Below are 15,609 nucleotides of genomic sequence, written 5' to 3' on the forward strand. Positions count from 1 at the left end.
GACATGAGCACGTCCCAACTCACTCTCGTTGTCGGCCTCGGTGAATCCGGTTTGGCGATGGCCCGCTGGCTGGCCGGGCAGGGCGTCGCAGTGCGGGTAGCGGATTCCCGTGCGGAGCCACCCGGTGTGGACCGCTTGCGGGTGGAGGTGCCGGCGGCCGAAATCCTGACCGGGCCTTTCCAATTGGCGCTGCTGGACGGCGTGAGCCGCATTGCGATCAGCCCCGGCGTGGATCCACGTCAGCCGCTGGTGCGTACGGCCAAGGAACGCGGCATTCCGGTCGTTGGCGAGATGGACTTGCTGGTGCAGGCCCTCGAGGCGCTCGGCGTGCGCGAGCAGACGAAAATCATCGCCATTACCGGCACCAATGGCAAAACCACCACCACCACGCTGGCAGGCGAGATGGTGCGGGCCTGCGGCGTCGATGGGGTGGTCGCTGGCAACATCAGCCCGGCGGCGCTGGATGTGCTGATGGAACGGCAGGCCGTTGGACAGGCGCTGCCCGCGGTATGGGTGCTCGAGCTGTCGAGCTTCCAGCTGGAAACCGGGCCGAAGCTTGACGCGGTTTCGGCGACCGTCCTCAACGTGACCGACGACCACCTGGACCGCTACGACGGCCTGGACGACTACGCCGCCACCAAGGCCGCCGTGTTCCAGGGCGCTGGCGTGCAGGTCCTGAACCGGGAAGACGCGCGCGTGGCGGCGATGGCCGTGTCGGGGCGCCGCATATTCACCTTCGGCGTCGATGCGCCGGCCGGGGACGACGACTTTGGCGTCGTTCGGGCAGAGGATGGCGAATGGCTGGTGCGCGGCGCGGAGCGCCTGCTGCAACGTTCGGAGCTCCAGTTGGCCGGTAGTCACAACGTGGCCAACGCGCTGGCTGCTTTGGCCTTGTGCGAGGCCGCGGGCCTGCCGCGGCTGGCGCTCGTGGATGCGCTGAAGGCCTTCCGGGGCCTGCCGCATCGGGTCGAGCAGGTCGCCGGGCGCGATGACGGCGTCACCTACTACGACGACTCCAAGGGCACCAACGTCGGTGCGACGGTCGCTGCGCTGGAAGGGTTGCGCCGCAAAGTAGTGCTGATCGTCGGCGGCGACGGCAAGGGCCAGGATTTCTCACCGTTGAAGGATGCCTTTGCCCGCTACGCCCGTGCCGTCGTGCTGATCGGCCGCGATGCGCGGACGATTGAGGCGGAGGTCGCCGGCTGCGGTGTGCCGTTGATCCACGCGGCCGACATGGAGGCCGCGGTGCTTGAGGCCGATGCCCGTGCCGAAGCTGGCGACGTGGTGTTGTTGTCGCCCGCCTGCGCCAGCCTCGACATGTTCCGCAACTATGCCCACCGCGCCCAGGTGTTCATCGACGCGGTGAAGCGCTTGCCCGGAGTGAGCTCTGTATGAAACTCGCTGCCCGCCTGTCCGACTTCTGGGCTCGCCATGCCAGCGACAGCGCCTCGCTGGTGACCGGCCGTGCGGTTCATCGCCTGATGCGTCCGCTCAGCCAGCCGCGGGAGCTCGACCCGGCGCTGATCTGGTCGTCGGCGGCGTTGCTGTTGATGGGGCTGGTGATGGTGTTCTCGGCGTCCATTGCAACGGCGGAAGGCAGCCGCATGTTCGGCCACCAGCCGGCCTACTTTCTGATACGCCATGCGGTTTTCCTGTCCATCGGTGTGATCGCCGGGGTGATGGTCTTCCAGATTCCGATGCGGGCCTGGCAGGAGATGGCGCCATGGCTGTTCATCGCCGGCGTGGTGCTCCTGTTGATCGTGCTGATCCCGCATGTGGGGCGGGATGTGAACGGCGCCCGCCGCTGGCTGCCGCTGGGGGTCGTCAATCTGCAGCCGTCCGAGCTGATGAAGCTCTTCGCCGCGCTGTATGCCGCCGATTACACGGCCCGCAAGCTGCCGCTGATGGGCAGCTTCAAGCAGGGCTTCCTGCCGATGGCCGGGGTGATTCTGTTCGTCGGTTTCCTCCTGCTGAAGGAGCCCGACTTCGGCGCCTTTGTGGTGATCACCGCGATTGCCTTCGGCGTGCTGTTTCTGGGCGGCATCAATGTGCGCCTGTTTGCGCTGCTGGCGGTGGTGGCGGCGGTGGGCTTCGTACTGTTGATCACCTTCTCCGAATATCGTCGCCAGCGCATCCTCGGCTTCATGGATCCCTGGCAGGATGCTTACGGCAAGGGCTACCAGTTGTCCCACGCGCTGATCGCCTTTGGCCGCGGCGAGTGGTTCGGGGTCGGCCTCGGCGGCAGCATCGAGAAACTGTTCTACCTGCCTGAAGCCCATACCGACTTCCTGCTGGCGGTGATCGCCGAGGAGCTCGGTTTCGCCGGTGTGGTGACGGTCATCGTGCTGTTCGCGATCCTTATCCAGCGGGCTTTCGCGATCGGTCGCCAGGCGGTGATCCTCGAGCGCAACTATGCGGCCCTGGTGGCCCAGGGAATTGCAATCTGGTTCGGCGTGCAGTCCTTCATCAACATGGGTGTGAACATGGGCCTGCTGCCCACCAAGGGCCTGACCCTGCCGATGATGAGTTTTGGCGGTTCCGGCATCCTCGCCAACTGTGTGGCCATCGCGATCCTGCTGCGGATCGACTGGGAAAACCGTCAGATCATGCGGGGAGGCAACGCCTGATGCCGACGCTGATGGTCATGGCCGGCGGTACCGGCGGCCACATCTACCCCGGTCTGGCCGTTGCGGACGCCCTGCGCGCGCGCGGCTGGAAGGTGGTGTGGATGGGTAACCCGGAAGGCATGGAGGCGCGCATCGTCCCGGCCAGCGGTTACGACATGGCCTGGGTGCGCTTCTCGGCCCTGCGCGGCAAGGGACTGCTGCGCAAGCTGTTGCTGCCTTTCAACCTGCTGCGTGGTTTTGCCCAGGCGCTTGGCCAGATCCGCCGCGTCAAGCCGGATGTAGTGCTCGGCATGGGCGGCTATGTGACCTTCCCCGGCGGCATGATGGCGGCGCTGCTCGGCCGGCCGGTGGTGGTGCATGAACAGAATTCCGTTGCCGGCCTGGCCAATCGCGTGCTGGCCGGCGTCGCAGACAAAGTGGTGACCGGTTTCCCGGGCGTGCTGAAGAAGGGTGAATGGGCCGGTAATCCGGTACGTGCCGAGATCACCGCGGTGGCGCCGCCGGCGCAGCGCTTTGCCGGCCGTTCAGGTCCGCTGCGGGTGCTGGTGGTCGGCGGTAGCCTCGGTGCGGCAGCCCTCAATGACGCCATGCCGAAGGCGCTGGCGCTGCTGGCGCCGGAGCAACGTCCGGTGGTCACGCATCAGGCCGGCGCCAAGCAAATTGATGCGTTGCGCGCGGCCTACCAGGCCGCCGGCGTGGCAGGGGAGTTGCTGCCCTTCATCGACGACATGGCCGTGCGCTACGCCAACGCCGATCTGGTGATCTGCCGCTCGGGCGCGCTGACCGTGGCTGAGTTGGCGGCCGTTGGAGTGGCCAGCGTGCTCGTGCCTTTCCCCCATGCGGTGGATGACCATCAAACCGGCAACGCCCGCTTCCTCGCCGATGCTGGCGCGGCGGTGCTGTTGCCGCAAACCGAACTGACGCCGCAGCGCCTGGCCGCGCTGCTGCAGGAGATGGATCGCGAGCGCCTGCTGACGATGGCCGACAAGGCCCGCGGGTGTGCCAAACCGGAAGCGACGGCCCGCGTGGCTGACGTCTGCGCCGGTCTCGCTGCGTAAAGGAAGAACGTGAAACACAAAGTCAAAAGCATTCATTTCGTCGGCATCGGTGGAGCCGGCATGAGCGGCATTGCCGAGGTGCTGCTCAACCTCGGTTACGAGGTCAGCGGCTCCGACCTGGGCGACAACGTGGCGACACGCCGCCTGCAGGCGCTGGGCGCCCGCGTGGTGAAGGGGCATGCGGCCGAGAACGTCGCCGAGGCCGACGCCGTAGTGACGTCTACCGCCGTCAAGGGCGACAACCCGGAAGTCATCGCCGCCCGCAACCGCGGCATTCCGGTGGTGCCGCGGGCCCAGATGCTGGCCGAGCTGATGCGCCTCAAGCAGGGCATCGCCATTGCTGGCACCCACGGCAAGACCACCACCACCTCGCTGGTGGCGAGCATCCTCGCTGAAGGCGGGCTGGACCCGACTTTCGTGATCGGCGGCAAGCTCAACGCGGCGGGCGCCAATGCGCGCCTCGGCAAGGGCGATTTCCTGGTCGCCGAGGCGGACGAATCCGATGCGTCCTTCCTGCTGCTGACGCCGGTGATCTCGGTGGTCACCAACATCGACGCCGACCACATGGAGACCTACGGCCACGATTTCGCGCGGCTCAAGCAGTCCTTCGTGGATTTCCTGCAGCATCTGCCCTTCTACGGTGTGGCGGTGCTGTGCGACGACGACAAGCACGTGCGCTCCATTGTGCCGCTGGTGTCCAAGCAGATCGTCCGTTACGGCTTCTCCGAATCCGCCCACGTGCATGCGGAGAACATCCATGCGGCGGACGGCAAGATGACTTTCGACGTGCTGCGCCGCCACGGCGAGTTCGCTCCCTTGTCTGTGGTGCTCAACCTGCCGGGCCGTCACAACGTGCTCAACGCGCTGGCGGCGATTGCGGTGGCGACCGAGGTCGGGGTCTCCGACGCAGCCATCGTGAAGGCCCTCGCCGAGTTCAAGGGCGTCGGCCGGCGCTTCCAGCGTTACGGCGAGGTGGCGCTCCCGAGTGGCGGCGTGGTCACCGTCATCGACGACTATGGCCACCATCCGGTGGAAATGGCGGCGACCATCGCCGCCGCCCGCGGCGCCTTCCCGCACAAACGCCTGGTGCTGGCCTTCCAGCCGCACCGCTACACGCGTACGCGGGATTGTTTCGAGGATTTCGTGAAGGTCTTGTCCACCGTCGACGCGTTGCTGCTCGGCGATGTGTATGCCGCCGGCGAGGCGCCCATCGTGGCGGCCGACGGCCGTTCGCTGGCGCGGGCGCTGCGCGTGGCGGGCAAGATCGAGCCGGTGTTCGTCGAGAACATCGAAGACATGCCGGCGGCCATCCTGGCCGCGGCACAGGACGGGGACGTGGTGATCACGATGGGCGCCGGCAGTATCGGCGCCGTGCCCGGCAAACTGGTAAGCGGTGGAGTCTAAAAAGGTGGCAACTGAGGTGAGCAGTCGATTCGGAAAAGTGGCGGTCCTGCTGGGCGGAACGTCCGCTGAACGGGAGATTTCCCTGATGTCGGGGGCGGCCGTGCTGGCGGCGCTGCAGGGCGCGGGCGTGGATGCCCATGCCTTCGATCCGGCCGAGCGGGATCTGCACATCCTCAAGGAAGAGGGCTTCGACCGTGTCTTCATCGCGCTGCATGGGCGCGGTGGCGAAGACGGCACGGTGCAGGGCGCCCTCGAGCTGATGGGCATTCCCTATACCGGCAGCGGCGTAATGGCCTCTGCCATCGCCATGGACAAGTGGCGCACCAAGCTCGTGTGGCTGGCCAGCGGCCTGCCGACGCCGCGTTTCGCGATCCTCGACGAAAGCACGGACTGGGATGCGGTGGTGGCCGAGCTTGGCCTGCCGATCTTCGTCAAGCCGGTGCATGAAGGTTCAAGCATGGGCGCCACCAAGGTCACCGAGGCGGCGCAGCTGAAGGGGGCCTGGGAACTGGCGGCCAAGTACGATTCGCTGGTGCTGGCGGAGGAGTTCGTAACCGGTCAGGAGCTGACCGCGCCTTTCCTCGGTGACCGGGCCCTGCCGCTGGTGCGCATCGTGGCTCCGGACGGCAACTACGATTATCAGCACAAGTACTTCACCGATGACACACAGTACTTTTGCCCGAGCGGTCTGCCCGAGGCGCTCGAGAAGGACATCCAGGCCGCTGTCGTGCGCAGCGCCCAGGTCCTGGGGTGTCGCGGCTGGGGTCGTGCCGATCTGATCCTGCGGGAGGATGGTCGCTTCACGCTGCTCGAGATCAACACTGCCCCGGGGATGACCAATCATTCTCTGGTGCCGATGTCGGCGCGGGTGTCCGGTCTGTCCTTCGAGACCCTGTGCCTGGAAATTCTCGCCGGAGCGCGTCTTGGCTGACCAGCGCACCACCTCCAACGTTCCGCCGCCAGCGGGAGGCAAGGCCGCCCCGGCGAAGCGTGCGCGTACTGCGCGCCCGGCACGGGACGCGGGAGGGAACGGGCTGTGGGATCGTCCCCAGCTTCTCAACCTGATTTCCGACGTGCTGATGGTGTTCGGCGCGGCTGGCCTCGGATACGCGGCAGTGGCGGCGATTTCGCGCCTGCCGGTGTATCCGTTGCGCGAGGTGGTGGTCATGACGCCGCTGGCGCAGGTCACCACGGCCCAGTTGGAGTACGCCGCGCGTTCGTCTTTGCGTGGCAATTTCTTCACGGTGGACCTGGATGATGTGCGCGGGGCCTTCGAGAAGCTGCCCTGGGTGCGGCGCGCCGATGTGCGCCGGCACTGGCCGGGGGGCATCGAGGTGCGTCTTGAGGAGCACGTCGCGTCGGCCTACTGGCGGGTTGGCGAAACCGGCGACATGCGCTTGGTCAATCGCTACGGCGAAGTGTTTTCGGCGGCCAGCAATGCGCGCATGCCGGTCTTCAGCGGGCCGGAAGGCTCGTCGGGGGTGCTGCTGGCCAAGTTCGACGAGTTCACCCACAAACTCGGCCCCATCGGCAAGCAGCTCGTCGGCGTGTCGCTGTCCGCCCGGGAGGCCTGGCAGCTGAAGATGGACGACGGCCTCACCATCGAGCTCGGACATGATCAGTCGAAGGCGCCGATCGACGAGCGACTGGCCCGCTTCGTCAAGCATTACCCCCGCGCCAAGGCGCAACTGAACATGAATGTGGCGGTGGTGGATCTCCGCTACCCCAGTGGTTTTGCCCTCCGGCCGATACCGCCTGCTGCGGCGGCGGGCAAGCAAGAAAGCAAAGGTAAGCGATGAGCAAGGAATACAAAGAACTGATCGTCGGCCTCGATATCGGCACGTCCAAGATCACCTGCGTGGTGGCCGAACTCAAGCCGGACGGCCGCATGGATGTGATCGGCCTCGGTACGCAACCGTCCTCGGGTTTGAAGAAGGGCGTGGTGGTGAACATCGAGGCCACCGTCGATGCGATCTCGCGGGTCATCCAGGAAGTCGAGCTGATGGCCGACTGCAAGATCCGCGACGTGTATACCGGCATCGCCGGCAGCCACATCCGCAGCTTCAACTCCAACGGCATGGTGGCGATCAAGGACAAGGAAGTCTCGCCGATCGACGTCGAGCGGGTCATCGAGACCGCCCGCGCGATGCCGCTGCCGGCCGACCAGCAGATCCTGCACATCCTGACCCAGGAATTCATCATCGACGGTCAGGACGGCGTGCGCGAGCCGATCGGCATGAGCGGCGTGCGCCTGGAAGTGAAGGTGCACATCGTCACCGGCGCCGTGTCGGCGGCCCAGAACATCGTCAAGTGCGTGCGCCGCTGCGGCCTCGAAGTGCTCGACCTTGTTCTGCAGCCGCTGGCTTCCAGCTATGCGACCCTGTCGGAAGACGAGAAGGAGCTCGGTGTGTGCCTGGTCGATATCGGCGGCGGCACCACCGACCTGGCGGTGTTCACGCAAGGGGCGATCCGTCATACCGCGGTGATTCCCATTGCTGGCGACCAGATCACCAACGACATCGCGATGGCCCTGCGTACGCCGACTGCCGAAGCCGAGGAAATCAAGATTCGCCACGGCGTCGCGATGCACACGCTGGCCGATGCATCCGAAATGATCGAGGTGCCGGGCGTCGGCGACCGTCCGCCGCGCAAGCTATCCCGTCAGGCGTTGGCCGACGTGATCGAGCCGCGCGTGTGCGAACTGTACGAACTGGTCCAGGCCGAACTGCGCCGCTCGGGTTACGAAGAATTGCTGTCCTCCGGCATCGTGCTGGCCGGCGGTGCCGCCGTCATGCAGGGCATGGTCGAGCTGGGCGAGGAGATCTTCCACATGCCGGTGCGCATTGGCTATCCGAAGTACGACGGTGCATTGGCCGACGTGGTCTGCGAGCCGCGCTATGCCAATGCTATGGGCTTGGTGATGGAGGGGGCTGCACAGAAGCGGCGGGGTATTCAGGCGCGCCAGACGCGGAATGTGGGACAGGTTTTTTCGCGAATGAAATCCTGGTTTGAGCGCAATTTCTGAGGGCCGGCGAATCCGGCGGGCGAAAGCATTGCATTTGGATAACTGTGTGCGACGGGCCTTTATTTAGCTGTAAAATTCGAGGTTATTACTAAATACGGGGCCGGTTGCGCAGTGGCACGATCAGCGCAGTATCTCTTGGAGGCGAGGTAAATGTTTGAAATAGTTGAAAAGGCTGCCGGCGGCACGAACATCAAGGTGATTGGTGTCGGCGGTGCAGGCGGTAACGCGGTCGATCACATGATCCGCGAAGGGGTGCAGGGCGTCGATTTCATTGCCGCCAACACCGATGCCCAGGCTCTGACCCGTTGCCTGGCACACACCAAGGTCCAGCTCGGCAAGAGCGGTCTGGGTGCCGGCGCGAAGCCCGAAGCCGGCCGTGCTGCTGCTCAGGAGTCCCGCGATGCCATCGCGGCGGCGCTGGAGGGGGCGCACATGTGCTTCATTACCGCCGGCATGGGTGGCGGCACCGGAACCGGCGCCGCGCCGGTGGTGGCCGAAATCGCCAAGGAAATGGGCATCCTGACCGTGGCCGTGGTGACCAAGCCCTTCGACTTCGAGAACCGCATCCGTGTCGCCGAAAGCGGTGTGGAGGAGCTCTCCAAGCAGGTGGACTCCCTGATCGTCGTGCTGAACGACAAGCTGCTCGAAGTCTATGGCGACGACGCCAGCTTCGAGGAGTGCTTCCGTTCCGCCGACAATGTGCTGACCTGCGCGGTCGGTGGCATTGCCGAAATCATCAACGTACATGGCCTGGTGAACGTGGACTTCCAGGACGTGCGTACGGCGATGGCTGAAATGGGCCGCGCGATGATGGGTTCTGCCGAAGCCTCTGGCCTCGACCGTGCCCGTATTGCGGCCGAGCAGGCTGCCGTGTCGCCGCTGCTGGAAGGCACCGAGCTGTCCGGTGCCCGTTGCGTGCTGATCAACATTACTGCCAACCGCAGCCTGAAGATGGCCGAAGTGCGCGATGCCGTGCGCACCGTGCAGGCCTTCGCTGCTCAGGAAGCGTTCGTCAAGTACGGCACTGTCTTCGACGAGGAGATGGAGGATCGCATCCGTGTCACCGTGGTTGCCACCGGCCTTGGCGTGGTGCGTGCCGCTGCCGCGCGCAAGCCCGAAATGCAGGTGATCCGCACCGGTACCGACAACATCGGCATGGAGGTGGATTACGGCAACCTGGAACTCCCGGCGGTGATTCGTCGTACCTCCCGTACGACGGTCGAAGCCATGAGTGCCAATGGCATGTCGACGCTGGACATTCCGGCCTTCCTGCGCAAGCAGGCGGACTAAGCCGGGAAGAGCCGCCCCGGTGGCTCGGACAATACGCGCAGCGGGACGTCGCCTCCGTCCGCTGCGCGTTTGTCATTTGAGCGTCCGCTGGTCTAAGCTTGTTGCTGCGGTGCGGCAAGGGCTGTGTGTTAAAATTCAATGAGTTGAATGCGAGGCCGGATCATCATGTTGAAGCAGAGAACCCTGAAAACCGTTGTCAGCGCTACCGGTGTGGGGCTTCACAGCGGCAACAAGGTGATGCTTACGCTGCGTCCCGCGGCGCCGGATACCGGCATCGTGTTCCATCGTGTCGACCTCGATCCGGTCGTGGATCTGCCCGCCGATCCCTATGCAGTGTGCGACACGCGCATGTGTTCCGGCTTGCAGAAGGATGGCGCGAAGGTCAATACCGTCGAGCACCTGATGTCGGCGCTGGCCGGCCTTGGCATCGACAATGCGCATATCGACGTGGATGCGGCCGAGATCCCGATTCTGGACGGCAGCGCGGGGCCGTTTGTGTTCCTGATCCAGTCTGCCGGTATCGAGGAGCAGAAGGCGCCCAAGCGTTTTCTGCGTGTCATCAAGCCGGTCGAGTATGTGGAGGGGGACAAATGGGTGCGCCTGGAGCCCTATGATGGCTTCAAGCTCAGCTTCTCGATCCTCTTCAATCACCCGGCCATCGACCGCACCGGCACATCGGTGACGGTGGACTTCGCCGAGCATTCCTACGTGCGCGAGGTTGCCCGCGCGCGTACTTTCGGCTTCATGCAGGACGTGGAGTTCATGCGTGCCAACGGGCTCGGCCTGGGCGGCAGCCTCGACAACGCCATCGTGATGGACGAATACCGCGTGCTGAATGCCGACGGTCTGCGCTATGCGGACGAATTCGTGAAGCACAAGGTGCTCGACGCGATCGGCGACCTCTACCTGGCGGGCCATTCCCTGCTGGCATCCTACAGCGCCTACAAGTCAGGGCATGCCCTGAACAATCAGATCCTGCGCGTGCTGCTGGAAGACCGCAGTGCCTGGGAAATCGTCACCTTCGAGGAAGACGCCAAGACGCCGCCGGCCGTGGCCCAGCTTTTCGACCTCGCGAGTGCCTGAGGCGCCTCCGTGCTGATCCTGCGCATCGTGGCGGTGCTGGTGGCGATCGGAATCGGCGCGTCCGTCTTTGCCTTCGTCTTCACTCGTGAGCGGCGCTACCTGGTGCTGGGTTGGCGCCTGTTCCGCTACGCCATCATCGTCGCGCTGCTGTTCTTTGCGCTGCTCATCCTCGAGCGGGTGCTGGTTCCGTTTGTACCGCTGGTCTAGCCGGTATTCTTCACGAAACGCTTGAGGGCTTTGGCCAGCGGCGAGTCGGCCGGCAGGCCGGCTGCCAGTTGGTCGAGCCCGTTGAGGGTCGATGCACTGATGTGGCGGGAGGGCGGCGGCGGTGCCGGGCGGTATTCCCGCACGGCCACCTTCACCTTGATGTCGCGCAGCAGCACGCCGGCCCGGGCCAGATCGACCAGCAGACTGGGCACGGCCTGGCGCAGTTTGACCGCCAGACCGGCGCTATCCACGTGCAGCACCAGCTCTTCCCCTTTCAGGTTGGCGACCTTGCAGTTACGGGCCATGTAGTCGGGCAGCAGGGCGTCGAGCTGACGCTGGAGACGCAGCAGCCGGGTCGCATGGGCCTGCAGGCGGGACAGGGCGGAGCCGCTGCCAAGGAAATTGTCGATCGAACTGGTGCTCATGGGGCTTGGATTTTCGGGATGCGCCCCCATGCTATGGAGAACGTTCGTGTCGTACAAGCGGGCGCCCGCCCGCAGGCCTGTCATGGTCGCGTCCGGACGTCATGTTAGAATCGGCGTTTTGCCGCGTTTTCCCTTCCAAATCAAATGATCGCAGGCCTACTCAAGAAAATTTTCGGCAGCCGTAACGACCGCCTGATTCGCCAGTACACGCAAACGGTGCGCACCGTCAACGCGCTCGAGCCGAAGATTCAGGCCTTGTCCGATGAGGAGCTGCGTGGGAAGACCGATGAATTCCGTCAGCGCGTCGCCAATGGCGAGAGTCTCGATGCGCTGCTGCCCGAAGCATTCGCCGTGGTCAGGGAAGCCGGCAAGCGCGTACATGGGATGCGCCACTTCGACATGCAGTTGGTCGGCGGCATGGTGCTGCACGATGGCAAGATCGCCGAAATGCGTACCGGTGAAGGCAAGACGCTGACCGCCACGCTGCCGGTGTATCTCAATGCGCTGTCCGGCAAGGGCGTGCATGTCATCACCGTCAACGATTACCTGGCTAGTCGCGACTCCGACTGGATGGGCCGCATCTACCGCTTCCTGGGTCTCAGCGTGGGCTGCAACCTGTCGCAGATGCCCCACGACCAGAAGAAGGAAGCCTACGCGGCGGACATCACCTACGGTACCAACAACGAGTTCGGCTTCGACTACCTGCGCGACAACATGGTGTACGACGTGGCCGAGCGGGTGCAGCGCGGCCTCAACTACGCCATCGTCGATGAAGTGGATTCCATCCTCATCGACGAGGCGCGGACGCCGCTGATCATCTCCGGTCAGGCCGAGGACCATACCGAGCTCTACCTGCGCATGAACGCGGTGCCGCCGCTGCTCAGCGTGCAGGAAGGCGAGGGCGAGAACATCACCACGCCGGGCGACTACACCGTCGACCTGAAGGCCCATTCGGTGCTGCTCACCGAGCAGGGTCATGAGCATGCGGAGCAGATTCTTGCCAATCTGGGCCTCCTCGCCGAAGGGACCAGTCTTTACGATCCCAGCAACATCCTGCTGATCCACCATCTCTACGCGGCACTGCGTGCCCATGCGCTGTACCACAAGGATCAGCACTACGTGGTGCAGGACGGCGAGGTGGTGATCGTCGACGAATTCACCGGTCGCCTGATGTCCGGGCGTCGCTGGTCCGAGGGCCTGCACCAAGCCGTCGAGGCAAAGGAAGGCGTGCGCATCCAGGCCGAGAACCAGACGCTGGCCTCGATCACCTTCCAGAACTACTTCCGGATGTATGGCAAGCTGGCCGGTATGACCGGCACGGCCGATACGGAAGCCTACGAGTTTCACCAGATCTACGGTCTCGAGACCGTCGTTGTGCCGACTTCCCGTCCGATGATCCGCAAGGACCAGAACGACAAGGTATATCGCACCCTCAAGGAAAAGCACGACGCCATCGTCGCCGATATCAAGGAATCCGTGGCACGCGGCCAGCCGGTGCTGGTGGGCACCACCTCGATTGAAAACTCCGAGTTGCTGTCCGACCTGCTGACTCGCGCCAAGCTGCCCCACAACGTGCTCAATGCCAAGCAGCACGCCCGTGAAGCGGAGATCGTCGCTGAGGCCGGCCGGCCTGGCATCATCACGATAGCGACCAACATGGCCGGTCGCGGTACCGACATCGTGCTGGGTGGCAACGTGGAGAAGCCGATTGCGCTGATCCGTGAAGATGAGTCTCTGTCTGCCGCGGACAAGGACGTGCAGGTCAACACGCTGCGCGACGAATGGAAGGTCCGCCACGAGCAGGTGCTGGCGGCCGGCGGCCTGAAGATCATCGGTACCGAACGCCATGAGTCGCGCCGTATCGACAACCAGCTGCGTGGCCGTTCCGGCCGTCAGGGCGATCCGGGCGAGAGCCGCTTCTACCTGTCCCTCGAAGATCCGCTGATGAAGATCTTCGCCGGCGAGCGCCTCAATGCAATCATGGTGCGCCTCAAGATGCCGGAGGGCGAGGCCATCGAGGCGGGCATGGTGACCCGTTCGCTGGAAACTGCCCAGCGTAAGGTGGAGCAGCGCAATTTCGACATCCGCAAACAGTTGCTCGAGTACGACGACGTCTCCAACGATCAGCGCAAGGTGATCTACCAGCAGCGCAATGAGCTGCTGGAAAGCGACGATATCGCCGAGACCATCGCGGCGATGCGCGAGGGCGTGCTGCACGACCTGTTCCGCATCTACGTGCCGGCCGACTCCGTCGAAGAGCAGTGGGACATCCCGGCGCTCGAACTGGCGCTGGAGTCCGAGTACCAGCTCAAGTTGCCGATCGCGGAATGGGTCAAGGCCGAGCCCAACCTGACTGACGAAGACGTCCTGCAGCGCGTTCTGCAAGCCGGGGCTCAGGCCTACGCCGACAAAGTGGCACTGGTGGACATCAGCGCCTGGCGCGGTTTCGAGCGCAACGTGATGTTGCAGAGCCTCGATACCCACTGGCGTGAGCATCTGTCTGCTCTCGATCACCTGCGCCAGGGCATCCACCTGCGCGGTTATGCGCAGAAGAACCCGAAGCAGGAGTACAAGCGCGAAGCCTTCGAACTGTTCGAGAGTCTCCTGCAGGTGGTCCGCACCGAAGTGACCAAGCTGCTGATGACCGTGCAGATCCGTTCCGAGTCCCAACTGGAAGAGGCCGAGGCGCCTCCCGAGCTCGAGAACGTTCAGTACCACCATGCTGATTACGATGAGGCCCTGGCTGTCGCCAATCCCGACCGGGATGTCGCCCAGCCGCAGGTGAACCTCGCGCCGAAGGCCGGCCGTAACGATCCTTGCCCCTGCGGCTCGGGCAAGAAATACAAGCACTGCCATGGCAAGTTGAGCTGAGACTGCTCCCCATGGACTGCGGGGCCGGCGTCATGCCGGCCCCGTTTGCGTTTACAGTCGCCTCAAGATGGGCGAATGCCAGCCGTTATGGGGCGAGAGGTGAATGAATGAGTCAGAACGATCAGGATTTGTCGGCGTGGATCGCACGCATTCGCGGGTGTGAAATGCCCGTCTTCGGGCAGACGGTCCAGGCCCTGCGCACCATCATGAGCGATGACCGGGCGTCGGCATCGGCGCTGGCTCAGGTCATCCTCAAGGATGCGCCGATGACGTCCAAGGTGCTGCGTCTTGCCAACAGCGCTTACTTCAATCATGCCCACCAGGGCGTCAATACGGTTTCACGGGCCATCGTGGTGCTGGGTTTCGATCCGGTGGCGGAGCTGGCCCTGTCGGTGTCCCTGATCGACTCCCTGCTGAAGGGGGGAGTGCGCAGCCGGGTACAGATCGAGATGGCCAGGAGCTTCCACGCGGCTGTGCAGGCGCGCTGGGTCGCGGCGCGGCGCGGCGATGGGGCGGGGGAAGAAGTGTTCATCGCCGCACTGCTGGCGCGCGTTGGTGAAATGGCCTTCTGGTGCTTTGGCGGTGAGCAGGCACAGACCCTCGACCGTTGCCTTACCCAGTCCCAGATTCGTGAGGAGGAGGCTCAGCAGGTCGTGCTGGGCTTTCCGTTGCGGCACCTGTCGGTCGGTCTCGTTCGGGAATGGCGTCTGGGCAGTATGGTCGCTGCGGCGCTGGAGGGCGATCCGCGCAGTCGGGGCCCCGAGCGGGCTGTCGTGCTCGGGCATCGGCTGGCGAGGGCAGCGGAAAGTGGATGGGACACCACCATCGGTAAGCAGGCCATCCGTGATGTGGCGGATTACCTCGGGCAAAGCGTATCAGCCGTGCAGGTCGAGGTGATTGCCAATGCCAACGAGGCTGCGCGGGTGGCGGGTACTTTCGGTGCGCCGGAAGCGGCCAGGATCATCCCGCACCGGGACCTGCAGGCCGAGCCGGAGGTGCCTGCGGCGGTCTCTCCCAGTGGGCCCGATGCCGGCCTGCAGCTGCGCATCCTGCATGATTTGACCGCGTTGACCCTGAGCCGCGCCGGGATCGCCGACATCCTTCAGCTGGTGCTCGAGGGGGTATATCGGGGGGTTGGCTTTGAGCGTGTGGTTGTTGCGCTGCTGACGCCCGACCGGCGCGAACTGCAGGGCAAGGCGGCCTTGGGAGTGGGCGGGGAGAGTCTGTGCGCGCAGTTCGTGTTTCCGATGGACGGTGACCCCGACGACGTGGTCGATGCGGCCATCGACAGCGGCGTGCCCTGTTGGATCACGCCCAAGCGTGGCCAGACCGGCATCCGCCGTCTGTATCGGGTGACCGCCTGCAACAACGCCTTCATCGTGCCTTTTGGCATGCCCAACCGCCAGATCGGAGTGCTGTATGCCGATCGGGGGGGCAAGCCGCTGGACGACGAGAGCTGGCGTGCGCTTCAGCATTTTGCGCTGCAGGCCAGCCTGGCGGTGGGGATGCGTGCTCCGGACAGCGAATATTCGCAGTCCAAGTGGTGAGGTGGGACGCGCGCGAGTGCGCCGGTAACGGCTCCGGGATTATCATGCGGGTCTTTGTTTACCCGTACTCGT

The 15,609-nt window shown here is 64.7% G+C and carries 13 protein-coding genes; 12 read left to right on the top strand and 1 reads right to left on the bottom strand.

Annotation, left to right across the window (positions count from 1 at the left end; translation table 11 throughout):
• The first annotated feature begins 3 nt into the window (after positions 1-3).
• The 10 genes from murD to B4920_RS19700 all read left to right on the top strand — a co-directional run bounded on the left by murD (position 4) and on the right by B4920_RS19700 (position 10,694).
• Positions 4-1,395, top strand: coding sequence for a UDP-N-acetylmuramoyl-L-alanine--D-glutamate ligase (gene murD, locus B4920_RS19655; protein ID WP_079436381.1), 1,392 nt, complete (start codon positions 4-6; stop codon positions 1,393-1,395).
• Positions 1,392-2,627, top strand: coding sequence for a putative lipid II flippase FtsW (ftsW, locus tag B4920_RS19660; RefSeq protein WP_079436382.1), 1,236 nt, complete (start codon positions 1,392-1,394; stop codon positions 2,625-2,627). The genes murD and ftsW overlap by 4 nt, the downstream gene beginning before the upstream one ends.
• On the top strand, positions 2,627-3,685 hold the full coding sequence (murG, locus tag B4920_RS19665) for an undecaprenyldiphospho-muramoylpentapeptide beta-N-acetylglucosaminyltransferase (RefSeq protein WP_079436383.1): 1,059 nt from the start codon (positions 2,627-2,629) through the stop codon (positions 3,683-3,685). The genes ftsW and murG overlap by 1 nt, the downstream gene beginning before the upstream one ends.
• 9 nt (positions 3,686-3,694) lie before the next feature.
• A complete protein-coding gene (gene murC / locus B4920_RS19670; RefSeq protein ID WP_079436384.1) occupies positions 3,695-5,089 on the top strand; it encodes a UDP-N-acetylmuramate--L-alanine ligase in 1,395 nt (464 codons plus the stop codon).
• Between the two features lie 16 nt (positions 5,090-5,105).
• Positions 5,106-6,020, top strand: a complete 915-nt coding sequence (locus B4920_RS19675) for a D-alanine--D-alanine ligase (RefSeq protein ID WP_079436385.1) — start codon at positions 5,106-5,108, stop codon at positions 6,018-6,020.
• Entirely contained in the window at positions 6,013-6,888 is an 876-nt protein-coding gene (locus B4920_RS19680; RefSeq protein WP_254050998.1) for a cell division protein FtsQ/DivIB, read from the top strand. Before B4920_RS19675 ends, B4920_RS19680 begins: the two co-directional genes overlap by 8 nt.
• Complete coding sequence (gene ftsA, locus B4920_RS19685; protein WP_079436386.1) at positions 6,885-8,114, top strand: cell division protein FtsA; 1,230 nt, start codon at positions 6,885-6,887, stop codon at positions 8,112-8,114. Before B4920_RS19680 ends, ftsA begins: the two co-directional genes overlap by 4 nt.
• Positions 8,115-8,264: 150 nt before the next feature.
• Positions 8,265-9,404, top strand: coding sequence for a cell division protein FtsZ (gene ftsZ, locus B4920_RS19690; protein WP_079436387.1), 1,140 nt, complete (start codon positions 8,265-8,267; stop codon positions 9,402-9,404).
• 165 nt (positions 9,405-9,569) lie between these two features.
• Positions 9,570-10,487, top strand: coding sequence for a UDP-3-O-acyl-N-acetylglucosamine deacetylase (gene lpxC / locus B4920_RS19695; RefSeq protein WP_079436407.1), 918 nt, complete (start codon positions 9,570-9,572; stop codon positions 10,485-10,487).
• A 9-nt stretch (positions 10,488-10,496) separates the two neighbouring features.
• Positions 10,497-10,694: a hypothetical protein gene (locus B4920_RS19700; protein WP_079436388.1), complete on the top strand. Its 198-nt coding sequence runs from the start codon at positions 10,497-10,499 to the stop codon at positions 10,692-10,694.
• Here the strand turns inward: B4920_RS19700 and B4920_RS19705 are convergent.
• On the bottom strand, positions 10,691-11,119 hold the full coding sequence (locus B4920_RS19705) for a DUF721 domain-containing protein (RefSeq protein WP_079436389.1): 429 nt from the start codon (positions 11,117-11,119) through the stop codon (positions 10,691-10,693). The genes B4920_RS19700 and B4920_RS19705 overlap by 4 nt on opposite strands.
• A gap of 144 nt (positions 11,120-11,263) precedes the next feature.
• On the opposite strand from B4920_RS19705, the gene secA reads away from it, so the two are divergent.
• On the top strand, positions 11,264-13,990 hold the full coding sequence (gene secA / locus B4920_RS19710; RefSeq protein ID WP_079436390.1) for a preprotein translocase subunit SecA: 2,727 nt from the start codon (positions 11,264-11,266) through the stop codon (positions 13,988-13,990).
• A 107-nt stretch (positions 13,991-14,097) separates the two neighbouring features.
• On the top strand, positions 14,098-15,537 hold the full coding sequence (locus B4920_RS19715) for an HDOD domain-containing protein (protein ID WP_079436391.1): 1,440 nt from the start codon (positions 14,098-14,100) through the stop codon (positions 15,535-15,537).
• Positions 15,538-15,609: the final 72 nt, after the last annotated feature.

It is taken from the genome of Zoogloea sp. LCSB751 (genome assembly GCF_002028455.1).
Taxonomy (GTDB): Bacteria; Pseudomonadota; Gammaproteobacteria; order Burkholderiales; family Rhodocyclaceae; genus Zoogloea.

Bases quoted from the DNA above. Each gene is read 5' to 3' on its own strand.
- murD (WP_079436381.1), top strand. From the start codon at position 4: ATGAGCACGTCCCAACTCACTCTCGTTGTCGGCCTCGGTGAATCCGGT.
- ftsW (WP_079436382.1), top strand. From the start codon at position 1,392: ATGAAACTCGCTGCCCGCCTGTCCGACTTCTGGGCTCGCCATGCCAGC.
- murG (WP_079436383.1), top strand. From the start codon at position 2,627: ATGCCGACGCTGATGGTCATGGCCGGCGGTACCGGCGGCCACATCTAC.
- ftsA (WP_079436386.1), top strand. From the start codon at position 6,885: ATGAGCAAGGAATACAAAGAACTGATCGTCGGCCTCGATATCGGCACG.
- ftsZ (WP_079436387.1), top strand. From the start codon at position 8,265: ATGTTTGAAATAGTTGAAAAGGCTGCCGGCGGCACGAACATCAAGGTG.
- lpxC (WP_079436407.1), top strand. From the start codon at position 9,570: ATGTTGAAGCAGAGAACCCTGAAAACCGTTGTCAGCGCTACCGGTGTG.
- B4920_RS19705 (WP_079436389.1), bottom strand. From the start codon at position 11,119: ATGAGCACCAGTTCGATCGACAATTTCCTTGGCAGCGGCTCCGCCCTG.
- secA (WP_079436390.1), top strand. From the start codon at position 11,264: ATGATCGCAGGCCTACTCAAGAAAATTTTCGGCAGCCGTAACGACCGC.
- B4920_RS19715 (WP_079436391.1), top strand. From the start codon at position 14,098: ATGAGTCAGAACGATCAGGATTTGTCGGCGTGGATCGCACGCATTCGC.